The sequence below is a fragment of the Mycobacterium attenuatum genome (genome assembly GCF_900566085.1).
Classification (GTDB): domain Bacteria; phylum Actinomycetota; class Actinomycetes; order Mycobacteriales; family Mycobacteriaceae; genus Mycobacterium; species Mycobacterium attenuatum.
Window position 1 is genome coordinate 55,868 of sequence record NZ_UPHT01000005.1, and the last position, 24,412, is coordinate 80,279.

Sequence of the window (24,412 nt, forward strand, 5' to 3'; positions counted from 1 at the left end):
CTGAAGCCATCGCGTGTGATCACCGTCGGAACGGCGCCGTGTTCGCGAAGCATCCGAACGATGGGAAGCCTAGCCGGCGTTGTGGTCGTCACGGCGCTGAATAAGGGGCGTTTCACCCTTATTGCTGCTGGCGTCGACGTCAGCGCCGGCATCCGGCAGGAGCCGCACTACTTCGTCGCTTTCTCCTTTGGCTGCAAAATGCAGCGCTGTGACACCTTGCTCGTCGATGACGTTGACGTCCGCGCCGGCGTCTAACAGCCTGCGAGAGTTGGCCAGATAGATTCCACTATCTTGCGGTGGTTTTCGGCCTTCAACGCGGGATCCTTGAGTGCCGTCGTATGGTCTAGGCCCACCGGTGCGTCAATGACGGCGTAGTGCAGCGGCGTTCTGCCCGCGCCGTCACGATCGTTATTGTTCATCGCCATTTTTGGCCGAGGGAACGGTCCCCCGGACTGTTGGGCACCGAGGGACTGGATCTCCTATCGCGCCCCTACATCAGGGTCGGAACGCGACAAGCTGTCGAGGCAGCAGCCAGGAAGAGCGCCAGTCACAGGTGATGCTGTCCAACTCGCCTTGCAGCTCATCGGCCTGATTTGCCAGGACATGCGCCGCCGACGCCATAGCTGTGCAACTTCATCGTCAGCGGGGCCACACCGCGTCACGCACACTCACCTCGTCCGGCCTCGGCGACATCCCGTTTGACGAGCCGCCGATACCGGTGTAAGCATTAGACCCGCAAGCACCTCGGTAGGTGAGGCGTCTGCATGGATACAGGCCACTGACCCCGAACGTCGAGAGACGCCCCGGGTCAGGACAGCTCTTCCCGGCTTAAGGGTTGAGCCCAAGTGGCTTCCGGGCGAGGTCCGGATACGCCGTGCAGTGCCGAAGCTCCGACGAGAGGGGTGCGCCGGCGGTTGACGTCGGGCGTTTCTGCCTCTTACGGGTGACTGTCGTGACACCCCCGTGTGTCCTGGCCGTGAGGAGGTGAGGGCGAGATGAGTAGTCCGGGCGATAGTCCGTATCCGAAATCCGTCTTGTCCCGATCCGACTCCGGCATTCCTGCCGCCTGAGTTTCCCGGACTGTCGTTGTCGCGCAGGCAATTCCCTGCGCCTTCACGCGGCACTTGACCGGGTGCTCGTCGTGCCGGCCATTGGCGTAGTCGATCGGGCTGCTGGTAGGAGAAGACCAATGACCACGATGACCACGAATTTGACTGCGACGCACAGGGTTACCCAAATGCCCGGCGGCCGGTGGCGGTCGGTGCTGCGTGCCGGCCGGCGACTGCCCGGCAAGCTGCGTGCGCCCTTCGCCATGACCGCGCAGCAGCGAACCGACGCCTACCTGGCGCGGATGCCCATTGCGATGATCACCAACCCGCGCTAACCCCCACCGTTCACTACCGACTCAGCGGGCAGGCGCCGGCCGGCCCGCCGTGCCAACTTCGATGAGATAGCGAGCAATCCGATGACTTCCATCACCACTCGGCACCACGGTGGCCCGCCCGGTAGCATGTCCGGCCAAGCTCCGCCCACCCCCGTCGGGCCCGGCGCCGCCGTGGCGGACACGGCACATGCCGGCGACATCGTTGGCGCCTTCGGGCGCATCCCCCGCGGCGGCGACGGCGCCAGCCGCGGAAGGTGGTCGCGCCTGCGGACTTTGATGGTCATCAGCGGACCCGGCCTGATCGTGATGGTCGGCGACAACGACGCCGGCGGGGTCGCGACCTACGCACAGGCCGGGCAGGACTACGGAATGAGTTTGTTGTGGACGCTGACGTTGCTGATTCCGGTGCTGTATGTGAACCAGGAGATGGTGCTGCGACTCGGTGCTGTGGCACGGGTCGGCCACGCCCGGTTGATATTCGAACGCTTCGGCAAGTTCTGGGGCGCGTTCAGTGTCGGTGATCTGCTGATACTGAACGCCCTGACGATTGTCACCGAATTCATCGGGGTGTCAATGGCACTCGGCTTCCTAGGCTGTCCCAAGGTGATCGCCGTTCCGGCCGCCGCGGTGCTGCTGTTCGCCGTGGTGGCCGGCGGTTCGTTCCGCCGCTGGGAAGCGATGATGTTCCTGCTGATCGCGGTGAACGTGGTGATCATCCCGATGGCACTGCTGGTGCATCCGACCTTGACCGGGACCGTTGACGGACTGATGCCGCAGTTTCCCGGCGGGCTCGACGCCACAGTGCTGTTGCTGATCGTCGCGATCGTCGGCACCACCGTCGCGCCATGGCAGTTGTTTTTCCAGCAGTCCAACGTGGTCGACAAGCGCATCACCACACAGTGGATCTCTTATGCGCGAGCGGACTTGGTGCTCGGCATCGTCGTGGTGATGGTCGGCGCGACAGCGCTGATGGCGGTGACCGCCTTCGGTTTGTCCGGCAGCGCCGACGCCGGGCACTTCACCGACGCGGGGGCGGTTGCAACGGGGCTGGCGCACCACTTCAGCGGCACGGTGGGCATGCTGTTCGCGATCATCTTGCTCGACGCTTCACTGATCGGGGCCAACGCGATCGGTCTGGCCACCACCTATGCCGTCGGTGACGCCATGGGCAAGCGGCATTCACTGCACTGGAAGGTCAGCGAAGCGCCGCTGTTCTACGGCGGATACGCCGTTCTGCTGGCGGTGTCGGCCGCCATCGCGTTCAGTCCCGACCAGGTGCTTGGCCTGGTCACTCAGGGCGTGCAAGCCCTGGCCGGCGTCCTGCTGCCGTCGGCGACCGTCTTTCTGGTACTGCTGTGCAACGATCGCGCGGTTCTGGGGCCATGGGTAAACACCATGCGGCAGAACATCATTGCCTGGTCGACGGTGTGGTGCCTGGTGTTACTGTCGCTGGCGTTGACCGCCACGACATTCTTCCCGAGCCTGTCGACGACCACGCTGGTGGCCGGGCTCGCCGCCGGAGCGGCGGCCGGCATCATCGGCGGCGCCGGCGTGCTGATCGCCGGCCGGCGAAAGGGCGATCGTCGCAAGGCGGAGACGATTTCGCGGGCATTCGGCGGCGGCCTGGATCCGCACGACGTCGACGAACTCGACCACACCTCGCTGCTTACCCGTGCCGAGCGGCGCGCTGTTCGCCGGCAGGACCGGGCCACTTGGCGAACCCCCGATCTGGCCACCATCGCCCGCCCAAGCATGTCGCCGGCCCGTCGTGCGGGCCTATTCACTCTGCGCGCCTACCTGGTGCTGGCAGTCGTGCTGGTCGTCATCAAGGTCGTCGAGGCCGGCCTGGCTTGATCTGCCGGCGCGACCGTTCGCCGATCAGGGGACGGCCGGTCGCCCGTTTGGGGGATGCGTGGATAAGAAGCGCACGTCGCCGCGACGCTCCGCTATGCCACCACTTCGATCGGATCGCCCACGTTGACGGTGTTGAAGTACCAGGCGGCGTTGTCGGGGCTGAGGTTGATGCACCCGTGGCTGACGTTGGCGTAGCCCTGCGAATTGACCGACCACGGTGCCGAATGCACATAGACACCGCTCCAAGTGACGCGAACAGCGTACGAGGCGGTGATCAGATAACCGTCAGAAGAGTTCAGCGGGATACCGATAGTACGTGAATCCATCACCACGGTGCGCTCTTTCGACAGCGCGCTGAAGTTGCCGATCGGGGTGGGGCGGCTGGGCTTGCCCATCGATGCCGGCATCGTGCGAAGCACTTCGCCATTTCGGCTGACGGTGAACGTGTGCGCGGAGATGCTGGCCACCCCGAGCAACTCGTCGCCCGTTTCGAAGCCGTCCGTCAGCTCCTGCACACCCACCGAAATACGGGTGTGGGCCGGCCAGTAGTGGTCGGGAACCCACTGCACGACAAGGCTGTCGACCCACTCGAAATGGCCGGTCATATTGCTCGGTGACATGACGCGAATGGTCCGTTCGGCGGCGCGGCGATCCATGACCGGAGTGGCGAATGTCACCACGACGGGATGTGCCACACCCACCACCGCGCCGTTGCCGGGCAACACCGAAGCGACGCCCGGTACGGGCTGCGGCAGGGGCACCGCGGCGCTTGCCAGGGCACCCGACCCGGCCAGGGCCATCGTCGTGATTGCAACCATAACGAATAGATAACGAACTGCGTGGCGCATGACGGTCACCCTTCGGGACGGTGCAATCAACACAACCGCATTCTAGTGGCTGTCTACCCGCCGCGTGCTGCAGCAAACATCTCGGACTGGCAACGTGACTTTGCTCCGATTGTCATGGCAGCGGTCCGTCGCTAGGTGTTCCCGACCCGCGGCACATGCCCCGATTTTGTAGTCTTGGGCGATTGACACTGGCTGACCGGCCTGTGACACGTTAGCCTCAGCGAGATCGTGCTCCCGGCCGAGGAGGTGCAAGTGCTCTTTCGTCAGCTGGAGTACTTTGTGGCGGTCGCCCAGGAGCGGCACTTCGCGCGGGCGGCCGAGAAGTGTTACGTCTCCCAGCCCGCGCTGTCGTCGGCGATCGCCAAGCTCGAACGCGAACTCAACGTCACCCTGATCAACCGTGGCCACAGCTTCGAGGGCCTCACCCCGGAGGGGGAGCGGTTGGTGGTATGGGCCAAGCGGATTCTCGCCGAGCACGACGCGTTCAAGGCCGAGGTGGACGCGGTGCGCTCCGGTATCACCGGGACGCTGCGACTGGGTACCGTGCCGTCCGCCTCGACGACGGCTTCGCTGGTGCTGTCGGGGTTCTGCTCGACCCATCCGTTGGTCAAGGCGCAAATCTGTTCCCGCTTGGCCTCGACCGAGCTGTACCGCCGGTTGCGTGAGTTTGAACTGGACGCCATCATCGTGCACCCGGCGCCGGACGACAGCCGCGACGTGGATTTGGTGCCGCTGTACGAGGAGCGCCATGTGCTGATCGCGCCGGCCGACATGTTCCCCGTGGGTACATCGGCGCTGCGTTGGCCGGATGCCGCGCAGCTGCCACTGGCATTGCTCTCACCGGACATGCGGGATCGGCAGCTGATCGACGCAGTGTTCGCCAAGCATGACATCAGGGTCAGTCCGCAGGTCGAGACGGATTCCGTCGCAGCGCTCTTCGCGCAGGTTGCCACCGGCCACTGGGCTTCCATCGTTCCCCATACCTGGCTGTGGACGACGCCGACCGGAGGCGAGGTGCGCCCGGTTCAACTGGTGGATCCGATTATCAAAGCTCAGATCGCCCTGGCCACCAACTCAAGCGGGCCGGGATCGCCCGTGGCCCGGGCGCTCGTTGCCGGCGCGCGGGAGCTGGCCCTCGACGAGTTCTTCGAAGTGCGGATGTCGGGAATCAGCCGCGGACGCTGACCGGTGCCGGCGGGGTGGTGGCCGCGCTGGTGGGGTTCAGGCTCGCCAGATGGCCGCTCTCCACGCCGGCGGCGGGGTCGAGTTCGCAGTCGATGATCGACGGCCCCCCCGACGCCACCGCCGCGGTCAGCGCCGCGGTCAGCTCCGCGGGGGTAGTGACGTGATATCCCTTGCCGCCGAAGGCATCTGCGAGTAGCTCATGGCGGGCGCGAGCATTGAGCACGGTAGGTGCCGGATCGCTGCCGGACGCCGGAGCCTCGTCCCCGCGGTACACGCCGCCGTTGTTGAGGATGACCACGGTCACCGGCAGGTTGTACCGGCAGATGGTCTCGATTTCCATGCCGGAAAACCCGAATGCACTGTCCCCTTCTATCGCGACGACCGGTCGCCCGGTCTCCACCGCGGCAGCGATCGAATAGCCCATGCCGATGCCCATCACTCCCCAGGTGCCGGTGTCGAGGCGGTGGCGCGGCAACTGCATGTCGATGACATTGCGCGCCAAATCCAGCGCGTTGGCGCCTTCGTTGACCACGTAGACGTCGGGATTGTGTTGCAGCACGGCGCGAATGGCGCCGAGCGCGTTGTAGAACCGCATCGGATGCGGGTTTTCGGCCAGCCGCTCGCGCATCTTGGCGTCGTTGCGCGCCTTGCGATCCGCCAGCTCGGCGGTCCATGCCGTCGGCGCTGCGATGAGGCGTCGGGTCAGGCCGCCCAGCAGCGCCGACACCACCGAGCCGATGTCACCGGTCAGCGGTGCCGCCACGGGCCGGTTGCTGTCGAACTCCGAGGCCTCGATGTCGACCTGGATGAACTTGGCGTCGGCCGACCACTGCGGCGATTCGCCATGTCCGAGTAGCCAATTCAGCCGAGCGCCGACCAGGACGACGGTATCGGCACGTGCGATCGCCAGCGACCGGGCTGCGCCCGCGGACTGCGGATGCGAGTCCGGCAGCAGCCCCTTGGCCATCGACATCGGCAGGAACGGAATCCCGGTGGTCTCGATGAACTCGCGAATCACGTTGTCGGCCCGAGCATAAGCTGCACCCTTGCCGAGCACGATCAGCGGGCGCCGGGCCGCCGCGAGTAGCTGCAGGGCACGGTCGACCGCGTCGGCCGCGGGCAGTTGTCGCGGCGCCGGGTCGACCAGCCGCCAAACGCTGTCGTCGGCAACGGAGACATCCAACGCCTGACCGAGCACCTCGCCGGGGATGTCGAGGTAGACCCCGCCGGGCCGTCCCGAAATCGCGGCGCGAATGGCGCGCGCAACCCCAAGCCCGATGTCCTCCACCCGGTTGATCCGGTAGGCCGCCTTGACGAATGGGCGGGCGGCGTTGAGCTGGTCGATTTCCTGGTAGTCACCGCGCTGCAGATCCACGATGGACCGCCGGCTCGATCCCGAGATCTGGACCATCGGGAAGCAGTTTGCGGTTGCGTTGGCCAGCGCGGGCAGGCCGTTGAGAAACCCGGGGCCCGACGTCGTCAGGCAGATGCCGGGGCGCGCGGTGAGGAAACCGGCGGCCGCGGCCGCATTCCCGGCCGAGGCCTCATGGCGGAAGCCGACGTAGCGGATACCCGCGGCCTGGGCGGTGCGGGCGAGGTCGGTGATCGGAATGCCGACGATCCCGTAGATGGTGTCGACGTCGTTGGCCTTGAGGGCGGCGACCATGAGGTGGAATCCGTCGGTCAGGACCGGTCCGGCCGCCGTTTCGCCGGGAGATGCCGATTGGGTGGCCATGGTGGCGACTCCTCGTGTCCATGTCTGAAGCGGGGAGCGGAGTGCTCCGGGCCGCGGATGTCTCGATCATCACTTTCTTTCAGTACCGGCGCGGTGTCCAAGACCGAGCTGCTATTCAGTGATTTACGTCGTCTATCGAGGGTCCTGGGCCGGTGCCCCCGCCGGCGGGAGCGCAGTCGATAGCCGCCGGCTATCGAGCGGTAGCGGATCAATATTGGACAAGCGGCGTTGTCACCGGCAAGGTGCTGACCAGGAGCCGATGCGGCACCAGCAACACCGGAGAGGAGCGTGCGATGTCATCCATCACCAAGTCGGTGGCTGAACAGTTCGATTCCGAGGGCTCCGGCGAATCGTCGAACCCACGGATTGCCGATCTGGTGACGGTGTCGGCGACCCGGCGGCCGGAGGCGGTGGCGCTGGTTGTGACCGCCGACCGCGTCGCGATCACCTACCGTGACGTGGTCCGGTTGGCCGACGACCTGGCCGGGCAGCTGACCAGGGCGGGCCTTTTCCCGGGGGACCGCGTGGCGCTGCGAGCGGGCAGCAATGCCGAATTCGTCGTCGCGCTGGTGGCCGCGTCGCGAGCAGATCTGGTGGTGGTCCCGTTGGATCCGGCGCTGCCCGTCGCCGACCAGCGGGCCCGCGCCGAGGCATCCGGAGCGCGCGTGGTGCTGGTGGACGGCGGCGGTCCCGACGGGGACGACGCGGCGATCAGCTGGTGGCCGCTGGCGGTGAGGGTGGGCCGCGATGACGGCGCCCTGTCGGTGCATCTGGATGCTGCCGGGGAACCGAAGCCGGTCACGTCGTCTCCCGAGGGGCTGCGACCCGACGACGCCATGATCATGTTCACCGGCGGCACGACGGGCCTGCCCAAGATGGTGCCCTGGACGCACGCAAACATCGCCAGCTCGATCAGGGCCATCATCGCCGGGTACCGGCTGGGTCCGCAGGATGCGACCGTGGCGGTGATGCCGCTATATCACGGCCACGGATTGATGGCCGCATTGCTGTCGACCCTGGCATCAGGGGGCGCGGTGCTGTTGCCGGCGCGCGGCAAGTTCTCGGCCCACACGTTCTGGGACGACATCGAAGCCGTGCAAGCCACCTGGTACACGGCGGTGCCCACTATTCACCAGATCCTGCTGGAGCGCGCGAAGACGGAACCGTCGGGCACCAAAGCCGCCCTGCGGTTCATCCGCAGTTGCAGCGCCCCGCTCACCCCGGAGACGGCGCAGGCGCTGCACGCGGAATTCAGCGCGCCGGTGGTCTGCGCGTTCGGCATGACCGAGGCCACCCACCAGGTGGCCACTACAGGGCCCGACGAGAAGGAAAATCCGGCAGTGTCAACCGGTTTGGTGGGCAAGTCGACGGGGCCCGAGATCCGGATCGTCGGATCCGGCGGAGTGCCGGTCGGCGCCGGCGAGGTCGGCGAGGTCTGGCTGCGCGGCCCCACCGTGGTGCGCGGCTACCTCGGCGACCCAAAGATCACCGAAGCCAACTTCACCGACGGCTGGCTGCGTACCGGCGATCTGGGGACATTGTCGGCCGACGGCGACCTGAACATCCGCGGCCGGATCAAAGAGCTGATCAACCGCGGCGGGGAGAAGATATCGCCGGAGCGCGTCGAACATGTGCTGGCCACCCATCCCAACGTCTTGGAACCAGCCGTCTTCGGCGTTCCCCACCCGCTCTACGGCGAAGCCGTCGCGGCAGTGATCGTGCCTCGTCAGCCTGCGCCGACTCCCGAAGAACTCACCGAGTTCTGCCGGGAACGCTTGGCGGCCTTTGAGATTCCCGCCACCTTCGAGCTGGCGAGCGAGCTGCCGCACACCGCGAAAGGTTCACTCGACCGTCGCGCCGTGGCCCAACGGTTCGCTCCGCCGGCGTAACCTGGGTCACCGCGGCGACGCGACCGAACCCCACGCCGCTCGCGCGCCGGAGTCGCCGACGCGATACGTCTGGACCAGCGTGGCCGCGGCGGCGGCCACCACCAGCAGCGTGATCACCAGGTGCACAACGGGTTTGACGGCGAGCCCGCGTACCCGGCGGCGGTGGGCGACCGCCAGCGCCACGACGGCCGCAGCCAGTGCTGCCACGAAGTAGGACATCGTCTCGCCGAGATCCGCGTGCTTATCAATCGCCGGCGCCTGGCCGAGCTTGCCGGCCAACCACTCGCCCGAGTCCGCGGTCAACGGCGTCACCACCAGGGTGATGACGGCCAGGGCCAGGGTCAGCCAGACCAGTTGCCGGCGGGCGGCCGGCCACAGCGCGCAGATGATCGCCAGAATCGCGGTCAGCGGACCCAGCACGACGACCAGATGGTTGAGCAATATGTGAGCCGGTAGTCCGTCGACCGTCGACATGAGCCCAGTTACGCGGTCGTCTTCACCCGGGCCGCAGCGGATTCCGGCATGGGTTCGTAGCGGGCGAACGTGCGGGTGAATGATGCGGCGCCATGCGCGAGCGAGCGCAAGTCGATGGCATACCGGGTCAACTCGACCTGCGGCACTTCGGCTCTGACCACCGTGCGTTCGTTGGCGGCGGTCTCGGTGCCCAGCACCCGGCCGCGGCGTCCGGAGAGATCACCCATGACTGCGCCCACGAAATCATCGGGCACCAGCACCGAGATCTCGTCGATCGGCTCAAGCAGGACCACCTTCGTCGCCGCAGCAGCATCCCGCAGCGCCAGTCCGCCGGCCATCTGGAACGCGAAGTCGGAGGAGTCGACGCTGTGGGCCTTGCCGTCGAGCAGGGTGACCCGCACGTCCACCACCGGATAGCCGGCGTGCACCCCCTTTTCCATCTGCGCCCGGACGCCCTTCTCCACGCTTGGGATGAATTGGCGTGGCACCGCGCCACCAACCACCTTGTCGACGAACTCGAACCCGGAGCCCTCCGGCAACGGCTCCACCTCGATGTCGCATACCCCGTACTGTCCGTGCCCGCCGGATTGCTTGACGTGACGGCCGTGGCCTTTGGCCTTGCCGGCGAGCGTTTCCCGTAGCGGTACCCGCAGTTGCACGGTGTCCACGGTGACGCCGTACCGATTGGCCAGCCCGTCGAGCACGACGCCGGCATGGGCCTCGCCCATGCACCACAGCACGATCTGGTGGGTCTCCTGGTTCTGCTCGATCCGCAATGTCGGGTCTTCGGCGGCCAGCCGGCCCAAGCCGACCGACAATTTGTCCTCGTCGGTCTTGGCGTGCGCCTGAATCGCGATGGGCAGCAATGGCTCCGGCATTGTCCACGGCTTCAGCACCAACGGCTCGGCCTTGTCCGAGAGGGTGTCACCGGTTTCGGCGCGGCTCAGCCTGCCGATGGCGCAGATGTCGCCGGCCACCACCGCGGCGGCTGGCCGCTGCTGCTTGCCCAGCGGGAACGACAACGGTCCGATGCGTTCGTCTTCGTCGTGGTCGGGGTGGGTGTTCGCCGACCCGTTGGGGCCGCCGAAAAAGGACGAGAAATGGCCTGACACATGAACAGTGGCGTCGGGCTTGATGGTTCCGGAGAACACCCGCACCAGGCTGACCCGGCCGACGTACGGGTCCGACGTCGTCTTCACCACCTCGGCGAGCAACGGCGCGTCCACGTCGCAGGCCAACCCGGCATGTGCGGCACCCTGGGGGGTGAACACTTCCGGTAGCGGGTGTTCCATCGGAGACGGGAAGCCGCGGGTAGCCACCTCCAGCAGTTCCAGGGTGCCGACGCCGGTGCCGCTGCACACCGGGATCACCGGAAAGAACGAGCCGCGGGCAATGGCCTTCTCCAGATCCTGGATCAGGACGGCTTCGTCGATGTCTTCGCCGCCGAGGTAGCGCTCCATCAACGACTCGTCCTCGGACTCCTCGATGATGCCTTCGATCAGGCTGCCGCGGGCCTCCTCAATGCGATCGGCCTCCGAGGGGTCCGGTGGCCGCGCGGTGCGCTTGCCGCCGGAATACTCGTAGTGCGTTTGCGACAGCAACCCGATCAGGCCCTCGCCGGCGGGCAGGTAAAGCGGTAAAACCTTGTCGCCGAACGCCTCTTGCGCAGCAGCCAGTGCCTCCGGGTAGTTCGCCCGGGCGTGGTCCAGCTTGGTGATCACCACGGCGCGCGGCATGCCGACTTGGCTGCATTCCTGCCAGAGAGACTTGGTCGGCTCGTCGACGCCCTCGTTCGCCGCGATGACAAACAACGCGCAGTCCGCAGCTCGCAACCCGGCGCGCAGCTCACCCACGAAATCGGCGTATCCCGGGGTGTCCACGACATTCACTTTGATGCCATCGTGGGACAGCGAGGCCACCGCGAGTCCGACCGAGCGCTGCTGGCGAATCTCCGCGTCGTCGTAGTCGCAGACCGTGGTGCCGTCGGTGACCGATCCCGGCCGCGACAGTACTCCGGCCGCGACGAGCAGCGCCTCGACCAAGGTGGTCTTGCCGCCGCCCGATGGCCCCACCAGAACCACGTTGCGAATGGTGTCCGGACCATCCGCGGTGGGTGCAGCTCCCGTCCCCTGGGAGGTACTCGCTCTGTCGGCCATCACTTTCCTCCAGTTCTTCCCAGTTCTTCTCAGGTCAGGAATCCAAGCCCCGCCCACTCCCGTAAGCGGTGCGTTCCAGTTCACAGGACGCACTCACAGGACGCCTCCACAGGACGCCTCCACAGGACGCAGTAGCAACTTTTCCCCCAACCGCCGCCCAGCACAAGGCCCGGCCGATGGGTCAAAGGGGGTGCTGCGCCGTCGTCGGCCGTGCGCGGTGCCGGGAATCCGGCGAAGACCGCCTCTGCGCGAAGGGCGCTAGTGCATCTGACGGTCGCGCCGGCCTCGCCCGGGCGCTACCAGTGTGGCCGGTGCGCTAGCGGGGTCAAGCATGCCAGCTGGACCAGCGCCGCACCGACACGGTGACAACCGGCCCGTTCAGCGAAACCGATTGGTATTGGGCATATTTCATGCGCAACAGCCGATATCCGGTGCGCATGGCCGCGCCGTCGCGATGGATTGCGGCGTCTCCGTCGGCCCGGACCCACCACAACCGGGTCCAGTCGTCGTCGTAATGGTCGACGAGCAGGCTGGCGTGCGGATTGCTCTCGATGTTGCTGAGACGCTGCAGGCGCTGGGTGGTCTTGGGCTTCGCGTCGACGGCGGTGAAAACGAGGTCTTGGTCCACCGCGAAAACCACCGGCACCAAGTGCGGGGCGCCCTCGGGCGTAATGGTTGCCAAGCGCGCTACCGGGGAGTGTGTGAAGGCGGCTTTCGGATCGAATTCGCCCACCGGCTCAGCCTAGTGCCCGGCCGCCGCCCGGCTCGGGCCGGCCGCCACGAAAATCCCGGTGTGCGGGCTACCGTTACCTCATGCCGGCGGAGACGCAGATCGCCAATCTCCTGTACCGCTATGCCGAGTGCATCGACGCCGGCGATCTGGAAGGGGCGGCCGCGCTCTTCGAGCACGCACGCATCCGGATCGACGCTGCCGGCAGCGACACCATCGATGCGGCGGGGCTGCTGAGCATCTGGAAGTCGTTGATCGTTTTCTATCGCGACGGGACACCCCGAACCAAGCACCTGGTCAGTAATCCGATCATCGAGATCGACGGGCGTTCGGAAACGGCGCAGTGCCGCAGTTACTACACCGTGCTGCAGCAGACCGAGGATTTTCCGCTGCAGACTATCGTCGCGGGCCGTTACCACGACCGGTTCGAATGCGTCGAGGGCACCTGGCGTTTTTCCTACCGCGACCTGACCCTGATCGACATGGTTGGTGATATCAGTCACCATCTGAGTTATGGCATTGCGCCGGCCGCGGAAGAGATTCGCAAATTCGGCCGCCCGGAGTCTTGAGACCTGCTGAGGTGGGTATTTGGACTACGGTGATGTAGACAAAGTTGTGCTGCGTTGTGCTGCCCGGACCTAAAGGCTGGGACAATTCAGCTTCTTCCCCCGACGCAGGAGGTTACGGGATGAGCAAAAAACGCCACCGCCCGTTGAGGTGGTCATGGTTGGTGGCCGTAGTGGCTGTGCTCGGGTTGGGTTTGGCCACACCGCCGGCGCCCGCGGCCGCGGGGCCGTCCACATTCGCGCTGGATCGCTTCGCCGACTACCCGGCGCTGCCGCTCGACCCGTCGGCGCTGGTCGGCCAGGTAGGGCCGCAGGTCGTCAACATCAACACCAAGCTGGGCTACAACAACGCGGTGGGAGCCGGCACCGGCATCGTCATCGACCCCAACGGCGTCGTGCTGACCAACAACCACGTGATCTCGGGCGCTACTGACATCAGCGCATTCGACGTCGGCAACGGCCAGACCTACGGCGTCGACGTGGTCGGCTACGACCGCACCCAGGACATCGCGGTGCTGCAGTTGCGCGGAGCAGGCGGTCTGCCGACCGCCGCGATCGGCGACGGCGTCTCGATCGGCGAACCTATCGTCGCGCTGGGCAACACCGGGGGCCAGGGCGGAACCCCCCGCGCGGTGCCGGGCCGGGTGGTCGCTCTCAACCAGACCGTGCAGGCCTCGGACGCGCTCACCGGCGCCGAAGAGACACTCAACGGGCTGATCCAGGTCGACGCCGCGATCCGGCCCGGTGATTCGGGTGGTCCGATCGTCAACAACCAAGGCCAGGTGGTCGGCATCAACACGGCCGCCTCCGACAACTTCCAGCTGTCGCAGGGCGGCCAGGGCTTTGCGATTCCGATCGGCCAGGCGATGGCGATCGCCAACCAGATCCGCTCCGGAGGCGGCTCGCCCACGGTGCACGTCGGGCCCACCGCCTTCCTCGGCCTGGGTGTCGTCGACAACAACGGCAACGGCGCCCGGGTTCAGCGAGTGGTGGGGACCGCACCCGCCGCGTCGATCGGCATCTCCAACGGTGACGTGGTCACCGCTGTCGACGGCGTCGCGATCAGCTCGGCCACCGCCTTGTCGGATGTGCTCAACGGGCACCATCCCGGAGACGTCGTCTCGATCAGCTGGCTGTCCAAGTCGGGGGTTGCGCGTACCGAAAACGTGACGCTGGCGGAAGGGCCGCCAGCCTGATCTACGCGGCGATGATCACTGTCGGCAGGTCAATTCGGTTGCGCCGGCAGTGATTGCCCGCATGGTTCCCGAAGTTCCGCCTCGGGTACTCGTGGCATCGTGGAGTTGATGAACGACGCGAGAGAAGCCCCGCGGCACGATCCTTCGCACCATCCCGCCGAGGGCAGCCATGTCGAAGGGGGTGTGGTCGAGCACCCCGATGCCAAGGATTTCGGCAATGCCGCCGCGCTTCCTGCCGACCCGACGTGGTTCAAGCATGCCGTCTTCTATGAGGTCCTGGTTCGGGCTTTCTACGATTCCAGCGCAGACGGCTCGGGTGATCTGCGAGGGCTGCTGGATCGGCTGGACTACCTGCAGTGGCTGGGCATCGACTGCATCTGGCTGCCCCCGTTCTATGACTCACCGCTGCGTGACGGCGGCTATGACATCCGCGACTTCTACAAGGTGTTGCCCGACTTCGGCACCGTCGACGACTTTGTCGCCCTGGTCGATGCCGCCCACCGCCGCGGCATCCGGGTGATCACCGACCTGGTGATGAATCACACCTCGGAATCCCATCCGTGGTTCCAGGAGTCCCGCCGCGACCCCGACGGCCCGTACGGCGACTACTACGTGTGGAGCGATACCAGCCAGAAGTACACCGACGCGCGAATCATCTTCGTCGACACCGAGGAATCGAACTGGACATTCGACCCGGTGCGCCGTCAGTTCTACTGGCACCGCTTCTTCTCCCACCAGCCGGACCTCAATTACGACAACCCGGCGGTCCAAGAGGCGATGATCGACGTCATGCGCTTCTGGCTGGGCCTGGGCATCGACGGGTTCCGGCTGGATGCGGTGCCCTACCTCTTCGAACGTGAGGGCACCAACTGCGAGAACCTGCCCGAGACACATGCCTTCCTCAAGCGCGTCCGCAAGGTGGTCGACGACGAATTCCCGGGCCGGGTGCTGCTGGCCGAGGCCAATCAGTGGCCGGCCGACGTCGTCGAGTACTTCGGCGACGCCAGCACCGGCGGCGACGAATGTCACATGGCCTTTCACTTCCCGCTGATGCCGCGCATTTTCATGGCCGTGCGGCGCGAGTCGCGGTTTCCGATCTCAGAAATCCTGGCGCAGACGCCGCCGATACCCGATATGGCGCAATGGGGGATCTTCTTGCGCAATCACGACGAGCTGACGCTGGAGATGGTCACCGACGAAGAGCGCGACTACATGTACGCCGAGTACGCCAAGGACCCGCGGATGAAGGCCAATGTCGGCATCCGCCGCCGGCTGGCGCCACTGCTGGATAACGACCGCGACCAGATCCAGTTGTTCAACGCGGTGCTGCTGTCGCTGCCTGGTTCGCCGGTGCTGTATTACGGTGACGAAATCGGCATGGGCGACGTGATCTGGCTGGGGGACCGCGACGGCGTCCGGACTCCGATGCAGTGGACACCGGACCGCAACGCCGGATTCTCCACAGCCAACCCCGGCCGGCTCTACCTGCCGCCGAGCCAGGATCCGGTTTACGGCTACCAGGCGGTCAACGTCGAGGCGCAGCGCGACACCTCGACGTCACTGTTGAACTGGACCCGCACCATGCTCGCGGTGCGGCGGCGCCACCAGGCGTTCGCCGTCGGGTCCTTCCAGGAGTTGGGTGGGTCCAACCCGTCGGTGCTGGCTTTCGTTCGGGAAACGCCGGGCAGAGATGCCGGAGATGGGCGGGACGGCAGGGATGGTGATGTGGTGCTCTGCGTGAACAATCTCTCGCGGTTCCCCCAGCCCATCGAACTGAACCTGCAGCAATGGAACAACTACACACCGATCGAGCTCACCGGGCATGTGGAATTCCCCCGTATCGGCCACCTGCCGTATCTGCTGACCCTGCCGGGACACGGGTTTTACTGGTTCCAGTTGTCCAGGGCGGAGGAGAACGCATGACTTGCGCCGACGATGCAGAGCGTAAGCGATGAGGAGGAGCGGCGCTGATGACCGCGCCGGCGACGATGCAGAGCGTAAGCGATGAGGAGGAGCGGCGCTGATGACCGCGCCGGCGACGATGCAGAGCGTAAGCGATGAGGAGGAGCGGCGCTGATGACCGCGCCGGCGACGATGCAGAGCGTAAGCGATGAGGAGGAGCGGCGCTGATGACCGCGCCGGCGACGATGCAGAGCGTAAGCGATGAGGAGGAGCGGCGCTGATGACCGCGCCGGCGACGATGCAGAGCGTAAGCGATGAGGAGGAGCGGCGCTGATGACCCTGCCTGCCAAGCTGCCCTGGTCTGAGTGGCTGCCACAGCAACGGTGGTACGCCGGACGCAACCGCGAGCTGTCCCACGCAGAAGCCGCCGTCGTCGTCCCGCTGAAGGACGATCTCGACCTGGTCCTGGTCGACGTCGACTACACCGATGGTTCGGCGGAGCGTTACCAGGTGATCGTCGGATGGGACGCCGCGCCGGTCTCCGAGTACAGCACCGTGGCAACCATCGGCGCCGCGGACGACCGGACCGGCTACGACGCGCTGTATGACACCGATGCGCCTCCGTTTCTGCTGTCGCTGATCGACTCGTCAGGCGTCCGCGCTGCCTCCGGTGTGGAGGTGACATTCGCCAAAGAACCAGACGTCGAATTGCCGCTGCACGCGTTGCCGCACGTCTCGGACGCCGAGCAGAGCAACACCAGCGTCATCTTCGACCGACGCGCAATCTTCAAGGTGTTTCGCCGGGTCTCCATCGGCATCAACCCCGACATCGAATTGAACCGGGTGCTGGGCCGTGCGGGTAACCCGCACGTAGCCCGGTTGCTGGGGACCTACGAGATGGCCGGGCAGGATGCCGGCGATTCGCCAACCGGTGCTGACCTGGTTCCGCTGGGCATGGTGACCGAATTCGCGTCCAACGCCGCCGAAGGGTGGGCGATGGCTACCGCCAGCGTTCGTGATCTGTTCGCCGAGGGCGACTTGTATGCCCACGAAGTCGGCGGCGACTTCGCCGGCGAGTCCTACCGGCTCGGGGAGGCCGTTGCGTCCGTGCACGCCACCCTGGCCGACTACCTGGGCACGGCGCAGGCGCCGTTCCCGGTGGAGACCGTGCTGGCGCGGTTGGCGTCGACCGTGGCGGCGGTTCCCGAGCTGGAGGAATACGCGGCAACGATCGAAGAGCGAATCCAGAAGCTGGCCGGCGAAACCATCACTGTTCAGCGGGTGCACGGCGACCTGCATCTGGGACAGGTGCTGCGAACCCCGGAGAGCTGGCTGCTGATCGATTTCGAAGGCGAGCCCGGTCAGCCGCTCGATGAGCGGCGGGCGCCGGATTCGCCGCTGCGTGATGTGGCCGGCGTGTTGCGGTCCTTCGAATACGCTGCCTACGGGCCGCTGGTGGACCAGGCTACCGACAAGCAGCTGGCCGCCCGCGCCCGCGAATGGGTCGAGCGCAATCGCACCGCCTTTTGCGAAGGCTATGCGGCCGCATCGGGGAGCGACCCACGGGATTCGACGCAATTGTTGGCCGCCTATGAACTCGACAAGGCGGTATACGAGGTGGGCTACGAGGCACGGCATCGCCCCGGATGGCTGCCGATTCCGTTGCGGTCGATCACTCGAATGACGGCCTGAATCGCGCCTTTCCCGGTTGCGCGGTGCGGCTGTGCGAGCTGGCGCGGCCGCGGCCGAATTCTGCGGACCCCGGCGGTCTCTGGAAGCATGCTCGTGTGCAGAAAGAGCTTTACGACAGCGAAGCGAAGTTGTCCTGGGTCCTGGCGGGGCTGGCCGGCGTGCTCGGCGCTACGGCGTTCACCCACTCCGCCGGATACTTCGTGACATTCATGACCGGTAATGCACAGCGAGCCGTGCTGGGCGTCTTCCGCGACGACGTTTGGCTGTCGATAACCGCGTCGTTGCTGATCGTGTGTTTTGTCGGCGGTGTGGTGATTGCGTCGATGTGTCGACGCCATTTGTGGGTCGCTCATCCGCACGGCCCCACCGTGCTGACCACCTTCAGCCTGGTGGCGGCCACCTCGCTGGACATTCTGCTTGGCGGGTGGGAGCAGACCCTGCTTGATTTCGTCCCCATCCTGTTCATCGTGTTCGGAATCGGCGCATTGAACACGTCGTTCGTCAAAGACGGGGAGGTGTCGGTGCCGTTGAGTTACGTGACCGGAACCCTGGTCAAGATGGGGCAGGGCATCGAGCGTCACCTGGCCGGCGGAAAAGCGGCTGACTGGCTGGGTTACTTCTTGCTCTACGCAAGTTTCACCCTGGGTGCCGCGGCCGGGGGTGTCATCAGCCTGGTGGTCAGCGGATCCCAGATGCTGGCGGCCGCCACGATCGTCTGTGCGATCACCACCGGCTACACCTACTTCCACTCCGACCGGCGTGCGTTGTTGAAGGGGTCCTGACCCGGCCGGTAACCGGCCGGCGCGCACCCGGTGAGCAAAACGAACATCGGCAGCAGCGCTGGCCGTGTGCGCTGCTGCCGATGCTGGCTTTGTGTCTCAGCCGGCTTTCACGTGGCGGGGGCGGTCGGCCCGTTGAGCACCTGCAACATGTCCGGCTTCATGGCAACCAGTTGCTGGTTCCAGTAGGGCCATGAATGCGTGCCGTTCGTGGGGAAGTTGAACACCCCGTTGCGACCACCCGAGGCCAGGTAGGTGTCACGGAACGTTTGGTTGGTACGCAGGGTCAAGCCTTCGAGGAACTTCGCGGGCATGTTGTCGCCACCGAGGTCGCTGGGGTTGCCGTTGCCGCAGTAAACCCAGACTCGGGTGTTGTTGGCTACCAGTCGTGGAATTTGAATCATCGGGTCGTTGCGCTTCCACGCCGGGTCGGTCGACGGGCCCCACATGCTGTTGGCGTTGTATCCGCCGGAGTCGTTCATGGCCAGACCGATCAAGGTCGGCCACCAGCCCTCGGACGGGTTGAGGAACCCCGACAACGAGGCGGCATACGGGAATTGCTGCGGGTAGTAGGCGGCCATGATCAGCGCCGAACCACCCGACATCGAAAGGCCCACCGCCGCATTGCCGATCGGTGAAAGACCCTTGTTGGCCTGCAGCCAGGCGGGCATCTCCCTGGTGAGGAAGGTCTCCCACTTGTAGGTGTAACTCTGACCGTTGCCCTGCGAAGGCTGGTACCAGTCGCTGTAGAAACTGGACTGGCCGCCGACGGGCATGACCACCGACAGGCCGGACTGGTAAAACTCTTCGAACGCCGGGGTGTTGATGTCCCAGCCGCTGTAGTCGTCCTGAGCGCGAAGTCCGTCCAGCAAATAGACCGAATGCGCTCCGCCGCCCTGGAATTGAACCTTGATGTTGCGGCCCATCGACGGCGACGGCACCTGCAGATACTCAACGGGAAGTCCCGGCCGGGAGAACGCGGCCGCGGGTGCTGCTTCACCGACGGCTCCGACTGCACCGGATAACAGGGCAGCTCCCACAGCCGCGACACCCAGTCGGCGGGGCATGGTTTTCGCTGCGCCACGCAGCTTTTCAACGAACTTCATGGCCTGTAACCCATCCCAACTCTCGTCTGCCGCATGTTGCGGTCGAACCTGTCTTGGGCGAGTGAAACACAGCAGGGCGTCGCGACGGGTCTGTCGCCGCCGTAGCGGGATATCGCGGTTGGCTAACGATTGGGCGTCGGCCCGTAATCGGCTGGTTCTGTTGCCGGTTGGCGTCAAATCGGTTGGGCGCCTGGGCAACCCTGCTGCGTACCGGCCGGCGCCAAGAGCCATCTTCATGCGTGAGCCAGGGCCGCTGTTAGTGGTGTTCGCAGGACGGGCTTCAACCGCCTGCTCGGCGCTGCCCGCTTGGCGCCGATAGCTGCTGGATATCTGCCGAACGCAATGCCACGACGGCAGCTGTCGCCACCCCAATGCCGACGATTGGCTATTGGTTCGCTGTGAACACGCTCCTAGCCTACTGTGAATTCACTACCTCTATTGCGATTGCGCTACCATATATCGAATTGATAACGGACCGCGCTTCCTCACGGGGTTATGTCGATTGTCTATTCCAACTCGGGGGAATCGCAGGTTCGGTGGCCATTGCCGGTGCGGTGCTGGAAACCCGGCTGGCAACTAACCGGAACGTCTTTCTTTGGGGATGTTATTGAGTACAAAGGCCGGCCGGGCAGCGCCGATCGTGGACCCCTGGTTTTTATCGATCACGCTGGTTCTGACACTGCTGTGTTTGGCGGTGCTTCTTCAAGGCGTCAGCACCCTATCGGGGTGGGTGCTGCTTGGTGTTTCCATCGCACCGGTTTATGCCACTATCTACAAGGCGGTGCTCTTCACTAAAGCCATGCTCTTTCATCGAGTGTGGGCACCCGAGGCGCCCCTGTCGCTTGACTGTTCTGCGGATGCTCCGGGTGTCGCTTTCATCATCGCTTCCCACCATGAGCCATTTGAGGTGGCGAAAATGACGTTCGACTGCGCATACCTGGCTCCCTACCACGGCCCTCGTGAAATCATTGTCGTCGATAATTCACTCGATACCAGCAGCATCGACTTTATCCGGTGGCGGCAGTATGTCGAATCGCATGCCGGGAAAGTCGACAACATTCGCGTGGTGTTCTGCCACAACCGTCGGCGGGGCGGGCTGAAGCCGGGCAACGTCGATCTCGCTCAGAGGCTGATCGATGCTGCTCACTATGTTGTGCTTCTAGACGTTGATTCATCACTTCCGCTCCACGGTGATTTTCTGGCGCGTGCGGTCAATGAGTTCGAAAACGACGATCGACTCGGCGTACTCCAGTTCCACACGACGGCGACCAACGACCACTTCAATCGCTTGACCGGACCGGTCGCCGTCGCCCAGAACGCGGTGCGCATCGAACACCTGATCCGTGCCCACGGCGGGTTCGCCATGTTCTACGGCCACAACGCGATGTGGCGGCGGACACTGCTCGACATCAACGGCCGGTGGCTGGAGACATACCGTGGAAATGTCGTGGTGACCGAAGACCTACTGAAATCTGTGGGCGCCTACAGCCATGGCTACACCAGCCGTTACCTGGACGTACCCACGGGTGAGTGGATTCCGAGTTCGCTCGATGCGCTCGAGAGCATGTGGATGCGGTGGGCCTACGGAGGCTTTCAGGTTCTGTCCAAGTATTTCCGCCCAATCCTGAAATCCAAAGGATTGTCCGCGGTCCAGCGTATCGACCTGCTGACGTTTGTGACTTCCTATGCGTTGGTCCCACTTCTTTATCCGATCAGCCTTCTATGGTATTTGGTGTTCCCGCCCGGCCGGGTCGGCACCTTGACCTTCATGATGATTGTGGTGCCGCCACTGATCTCTGCCTGGGTGGTGCACCGGCGCTATACCAGCGAACTGAACGTATCGCGCTCAAAGAAAATGAACGACCTCTGGGCGGGCCTATTTTTGATCGACACGTTCATAGTGGTGGTCGCCTTGCGGGCCGTCTTCAACTTTATTGTCGGCATCAAACAAGGCTGGCGGGTTACCGCCAAGGGGCTGGAAGGCCAGCTCCACTGGTGGCAGGTGCCGCGGCGGAATGCCTACGTTATCGGGCTGGCCGGGATCATGCTGATAACCTTGCTTGCGGCCTGGGGGTGGCATACCGGGTTTTCCATGAACCGCATCGTCGACTACCTTCCTCTTGCGCTGGTAGCGGCAAACCTCTTGCTATGCGTCGTGCTCTACGGGCGTCAGGTTCGTAAACCCGATGCCACGATCGAGGGGACTCATATCGATGGCTACAACCTGCGCAATACGTTATTGGGTTCCATTCCACTGTTTCATGGCACGAATGCGCTGTTTCAGCATCAGGTGGCGCTCGCACTGCGAACGCAGATCTATCCGGCGGGTGTGACCGTGGTGAACGAGGGAGAAGCCGGGCGCGAAATCTTCTTCGTTGTCGATGGCACCGTCGAGTCGAGCAGTGGTGGCCGAAGTCTGTGGACCATGGGCAAGGGCAGCTTTTTCGGCGGGCTCAGTTTGATCGCCGAGGAACCCCGCGCCGTGACCGTACGGACAACAGGCGAGTGCGAAATCGCGGTGCTCGAGAAAGCCGCCTTCCTGGGTATTCTGCGGGACCAGCCGCGAGTCAGTCGGCGCGTCGCCGCCCAGCTCGAGGCGCTCGCGAGATCGGATCTGCCCGGGGCTGGCCGAGTTCCGTCGCGGCAACTTGACGGCGAGCCGGCCGTCGCCGGCACCGCCGTCGCCGCGTGGCAGGCCCGCGCTCGCGGACTTAAGCGGTCATCGGCATGGAATCTGGGGCGCGGCCCAGTCTGCCTACCGGCGGAGCTGCCCTGGACACCGGTGGATGGCGCCGCTGCGCGGCCACTGACTCTCCGGCGCGGCTGACCCCGTCCGCCCGGGTTAGTTTCTCCCCGCCGGGGGCGGCAGACGTCTCGTACGGTGGGTAATGCGCATCGGCGGTCAGGGGACACGATCTATGCTCGAACCCCCGACCAGAGGAGAGCTCCATGCGCACGTTCGAGTCACTTGCGGACCTGGCCGCCGCTGCCGGTGAAACCATCGGGCAGAGCGACTGGGTGACCATCACACAGGAAGACGTCAACCTGTTTGCCGATGCGACGGGCGACCACCAGTGGATTCACGTTGACCCGGAGCGAGCGGCCAAGGGCCCGTTCGGCAAGACGATCGCCCACGGCTTCATGACGCTGTCGCTGCTGCCGCGGCTGCAGCATGACATGTATACCGTCAAAGGAATCAAACTCGCAATCAATTACGGACTCAACAAGGTTCGTTTTCCCGCGCCGGTGCCCGTCGGCTCCAGGGTGCGGGCGCAGAGTTCGCTGGTCGGTGTCGAGGACCTCGGTAATGGAGCCGCGCAGGCGACGGTGTCAACCACGATCGAGGTCGAAGGCTCGTCCAAGCCGGCGTGCGTGGCCGAGAGCGTGGTTCGCTACATCTCCTGAGCGCGCGCCCGACACCAACCGCGGTGTGCCGGCGTCAGTATTCGGCAATCGCATGTTCAAGGCGCTCGGCCAATCGCGCCTCGGCCGCTGCCCGGCGGGTCGGAATGTGCTGCGACGGGAAAGGTGTTGTCACCGGCTCGTATTCGCGCAGGGTGCGCCGGGCCACCGTCATCTTGTGCAGCTCGGTGGCCCCATCGGCGATACCCAGTGATTCGGCGCCGACCATCATCTTGACGAACGGCATCTCGTCGGAGACTCCCAGCGCGCCGTGCAGGTGCATGGCTCGCTGGGCTACATCATGCAGCACCTGGGGCATCGCGACCTTGACCGCCGCGATGTCGCGGCGCACCTTCTGGTAGTCGTGGTGCTTGTCGATCAGCCAGGCCGTCCGCAGCACCAGTAGCCGGAACTGTTCGATCTGGATCCAGCTGTCGGCGATCTTCTCTTGGGTCATCTGGAAGTCGGCCAGCCGGCCATGCCTGGTCTTGCGTGATACCGCGCGCTCACACATCATGTCGAAGGCCCTGCGCGCCAATGCAATTGTCCGCATCGCGTGGTGGATCCGGCCGCCGCCGAGCCGGGTTTGCGCGATCATGAACGCCTGACCCTCGCCGCCGAGCACATGATCTGCCGGCACCCGGACGTCGTGGTAGCGGACGTAGCCGTGGCTGGCATGCCTGGAAGATTCCGAGCCCACACCGACATTGCGCACGATCTCGATACCGGGTGTCTCGCCCGGAACAATGAACAGCGACATCTTCTCGTGGGTGTGGGCCTCGGGATTGGTGACGGCCATGACGATGAAGAACGATGCGTGCTTGGCGTTGGTGGAAAACCACTTCTCCCCGTTGATGATCCAGTCGCCCGAGCTATCGCGGGTTGCGGCCGTCACGAACAACCCGGGATCCGAACCGCCCTGTGGTTCGGTCATCGAATAGCACGACGTGATCTCGCCGTCCAACAGCGGTTGCAGGTAGCGCGATTTCTGTTCTTGGGTGCCGAAGAGCGCAAGGATCTCGGCGTTGCCCGAGTCCGGCGCCTGACAGCCGAACACCGACGGCGCCCACCGCGATCGCCCGAGAATCTCGTTGAGCAGCGCCAGTTTGACCTGGCCGAAGCCTTGCCCGCCGAGCTCGGGCCGCAGGTGCGCGGCCCACAGCCGCTGATCCTTCACCTGTTGCTGCAATGGACGCAGGACGGCCATGGTCTCGGGATTCTTCTTGTCATACGGGTCGAGCGTGACCAGATCCAGCGGTTCGACTTCGTCGAACATGAATTTCTCGACCCAATCGAGCTTCGCCTGATATTCCGGCTCTGTTTCGAAGTCCCACACCGTCGCCAACCGTTCCCCGGCGCGGCGTCGCACCGGCATCGCTGATGGAGCTATCCCATGGTAAGGGTGGTGGCGCCCAGTCGTTGATCCGCATGTCATGATGCCGTCGGCGACGGGAGACGCTGGGCAAAACGGCGCCCAGGGCCTCGGGCGCAGTTGGCGCGCCCGGGCCCGGGCG

At 65.2% G+C, this 24,412-nt stretch carries 19 protein-coding genes and 1 riboswitch; of the genes, 11 read left to right on the plus strand and 8 right to left on the minus strand.

Translation table 11 applies throughout. The features are described from left to right. Positions 1-69 precede the first annotated feature (69 nt). Positions 70-282, minus strand: coding sequence for an ankyrin repeat domain-containing protein (locus EET13_RS32685; protein ID WP_122440539.1), 213 nt, complete (start codon positions 280-282; stop codon positions 70-72). Positions 283-736: 454 nt separating this feature from the next. Then, positions 737-909, plus strand: a riboswitch (M-box (ykoK) riboswitch). A gap of 280 nt (positions 910-1,189) precedes the next feature. On the opposite strand from EET13_RS32685, the gene EET13_RS29800 reads away from it, so the two are divergent. Both EET13_RS29800 and EET13_RS01085 read left to right on the plus strand, forming a co-directional pair. Further along, entirely contained in the window at positions 1,190-1,384 is a 195-nt protein-coding gene (locus EET13_RS29800) for a hypothetical protein (protein WP_122494283.1), read from the plus strand. A gap of 81 nt (positions 1,385-1,465) precedes the next feature. After that, positions 1,466-3,238 carry an NRAMP family divalent metal transporter gene (locus tag EET13_RS01085; RefSeq protein ID WP_168991038.1) on the plus strand — a complete coding sequence of 591 codons (1,773 nt, stop codon included), beginning with the start codon at positions 1,466-1,468 and terminating at the stop codon, positions 3,236-3,238. A 92-nt stretch (positions 3,239-3,330) separates the two neighbouring features. Here EET13_RS01085 and EET13_RS01090 read toward each other — a convergent pair whose 3' ends face one another. Then, on the minus strand, positions 3,331-4,086 hold the full coding sequence (locus EET13_RS01090) for a L,D-transpeptidase (RefSeq protein ID WP_122440577.1): 756 nt from the start codon (positions 4,084-4,086) through the stop codon (positions 3,331-3,333). A 252-nt stretch (positions 4,087-4,338) separates the two neighbouring features. Here EET13_RS01090 and EET13_RS01095 point away from each other — a divergent pair, with 252 nt between their 5' ends. Further along, on the plus strand, positions 4,339-5,271 hold the full coding sequence (locus EET13_RS01095) for a LysR family transcriptional regulator (RefSeq protein ID WP_122440578.1): 933 nt from the start codon (positions 4,339-4,341) through the stop codon (positions 5,269-5,271). Here the strand turns inward: EET13_RS01095 and oxc are convergent. After that, positions 5,255-7,006 (minus strand): oxalyl-CoA decarboxylase, encoded by a 1,752-nt coding sequence (gene oxc / locus EET13_RS01100; RefSeq protein WP_122440541.1) that lies wholly within the window; start codon positions 7,004-7,006, stop codon positions 5,255-5,257. The genes EET13_RS01095 and oxc overlap by 17 nt on opposite strands. 293 nt (positions 7,007-7,299) lie before the next feature. Here oxc and EET13_RS01105 point away from each other — a divergent pair, with 293 nt between their 5' ends. Then, positions 7,300-8,895 (plus strand): FadD7 family fatty acid--CoA ligase, encoded by a 1,596-nt coding sequence (locus EET13_RS01105; RefSeq protein WP_122440579.1) that lies wholly within the window; start codon positions 7,300-7,302, stop codon positions 8,893-8,895. 6 nt (positions 8,896-8,901) lie between these two features. Here EET13_RS01105 and EET13_RS01110 read toward each other — a convergent pair whose 3' ends face one another. The 3 genes from EET13_RS01110 to EET13_RS01120 all read right to left on the minus strand — a co-directional run bounded on the left by EET13_RS01110 (position 8,902) and on the right by EET13_RS01120 (position 12,258). Next, positions 8,902-9,369: a DUF2231 domain-containing protein gene (locus EET13_RS01110; protein WP_122440542.1), complete on the minus strand. Its 468-nt coding sequence runs from the start codon at positions 9,367-9,369 to the stop codon at positions 8,902-8,904. Between the two features lie 8 nt (positions 9,370-9,377). Beyond that, positions 9,378-11,525, minus strand: a complete 2,148-nt coding sequence (locus tag EET13_RS01115; RefSeq protein WP_122440543.1) for an elongation factor G-like protein EF-G2 — start codon at positions 11,523-11,525, stop codon at positions 9,378-9,380. 325 nt (positions 11,526-11,850) lie between these two features. Further along, positions 11,851-12,258, minus strand: a complete 408-nt coding sequence (locus EET13_RS01120; protein ID WP_122440544.1) for a TIGR03668 family PPOX class F420-dependent oxidoreductase — start codon at positions 12,256-12,258, stop codon at positions 11,851-11,853. Between the two features lie 80 nt (positions 12,259-12,338). On the opposite strand from EET13_RS01120, the gene EET13_RS01125 reads away from it, so the two are divergent. The 5 genes from EET13_RS01125 to EET13_RS01145 all read left to right on the plus strand — a co-directional run bounded on the left by EET13_RS01125 (position 12,339) and on the right by EET13_RS01145 (position 18,393). Beyond that, the gene (locus EET13_RS01125; RefSeq protein ID WP_122440545.1) at positions 12,339-12,824 is read left to right on the plus strand and encodes a nuclear transport factor 2 family protein; all 486 of its coding nucleotides are present in this window, start codon (positions 12,339-12,341) and stop codon (positions 12,822-12,824) included. 119 nt (positions 12,825-12,943) lie between these two features. Next, complete coding sequence (locus EET13_RS01130; RefSeq protein WP_122440546.1) at positions 12,944-14,017, plus strand: S1C family serine protease; 1,074 nt, start codon at positions 12,944-12,946, stop codon at positions 14,015-14,017. 108 nt (positions 14,018-14,125) lie between these two features. Then, the gene (treS, locus tag EET13_RS01135; protein WP_122440580.1) at positions 14,126-15,940 is read left to right on the plus strand and encodes a maltose alpha-D-glucosyltransferase; all 1,815 of its coding nucleotides are present in this window, start codon (positions 14,126-14,128) and stop codon (positions 15,938-15,940) included. Between the two features lie 312 nt (positions 15,941-16,252). Further along, positions 16,253-17,611 carry a maltokinase N-terminal cap-like domain-containing protein gene (locus tag EET13_RS01140; protein WP_122440547.1) on the plus strand — a complete coding sequence of 453 codons (1,359 nt, stop codon included), beginning with the start codon at positions 16,253-16,255 and terminating at the stop codon, positions 17,609-17,611. A 95-nt stretch (positions 17,612-17,706) separates the two neighbouring features. After that, positions 17,707-18,393, plus strand: a complete 687-nt coding sequence (locus EET13_RS01145; RefSeq protein ID WP_122440581.1) for a YoaK family protein — start codon at positions 17,707-17,709, stop codon at positions 18,391-18,393. 107 nt (positions 18,394-18,500) lie between these two features. Here the strand turns inward: EET13_RS01145 and ag85C are convergent, their stop codons facing one another. Beyond that, the gene (ag85C, locus tag EET13_RS01150; protein WP_122440548.1) at positions 18,501-19,496 is read right to left on the minus strand and encodes a diacylglycerol acyltransferase/mycolyltransferase Ag85C; all 996 of its coding nucleotides are present in this window, start codon (positions 19,494-19,496) and stop codon (positions 18,501-18,503) included. A gap of 640 nt (positions 19,497-20,136) precedes the next feature. Here ag85C and EET13_RS01155 point away from each other — a divergent pair. Both EET13_RS01155 and EET13_RS01160 read left to right on the plus strand, forming a co-directional pair. Beyond that, a complete protein-coding gene (locus EET13_RS01155; RefSeq protein WP_168991207.1) occupies positions 20,137-22,323 on the plus strand; it encodes a glycosyltransferase family 2 protein in 2,187 nt (728 codons plus the stop codon). A gap of 122 nt (positions 22,324-22,445) precedes the next feature. Then, complete coding sequence (locus EET13_RS01160; RefSeq protein ID WP_122440550.1) at positions 22,446-22,901, plus strand: MaoC family dehydratase; 456 nt, start codon at positions 22,446-22,448, stop codon at positions 22,899-22,901. Positions 22,902-22,935: 34 nt separating this feature from the next. Here EET13_RS01160 and EET13_RS01165 read toward each other — a convergent pair whose 3' ends face one another. Beyond that, positions 22,936-24,234 carry an acyl-CoA dehydrogenase family protein gene (locus tag EET13_RS01165; RefSeq protein WP_211186319.1) on the minus strand — a complete coding sequence of 433 codons (1,299 nt, stop codon included), beginning with the start codon at positions 24,232-24,234 and terminating at the stop codon, positions 22,936-22,938. Positions 24,235-24,412 lie beyond the last annotated feature (178 nt).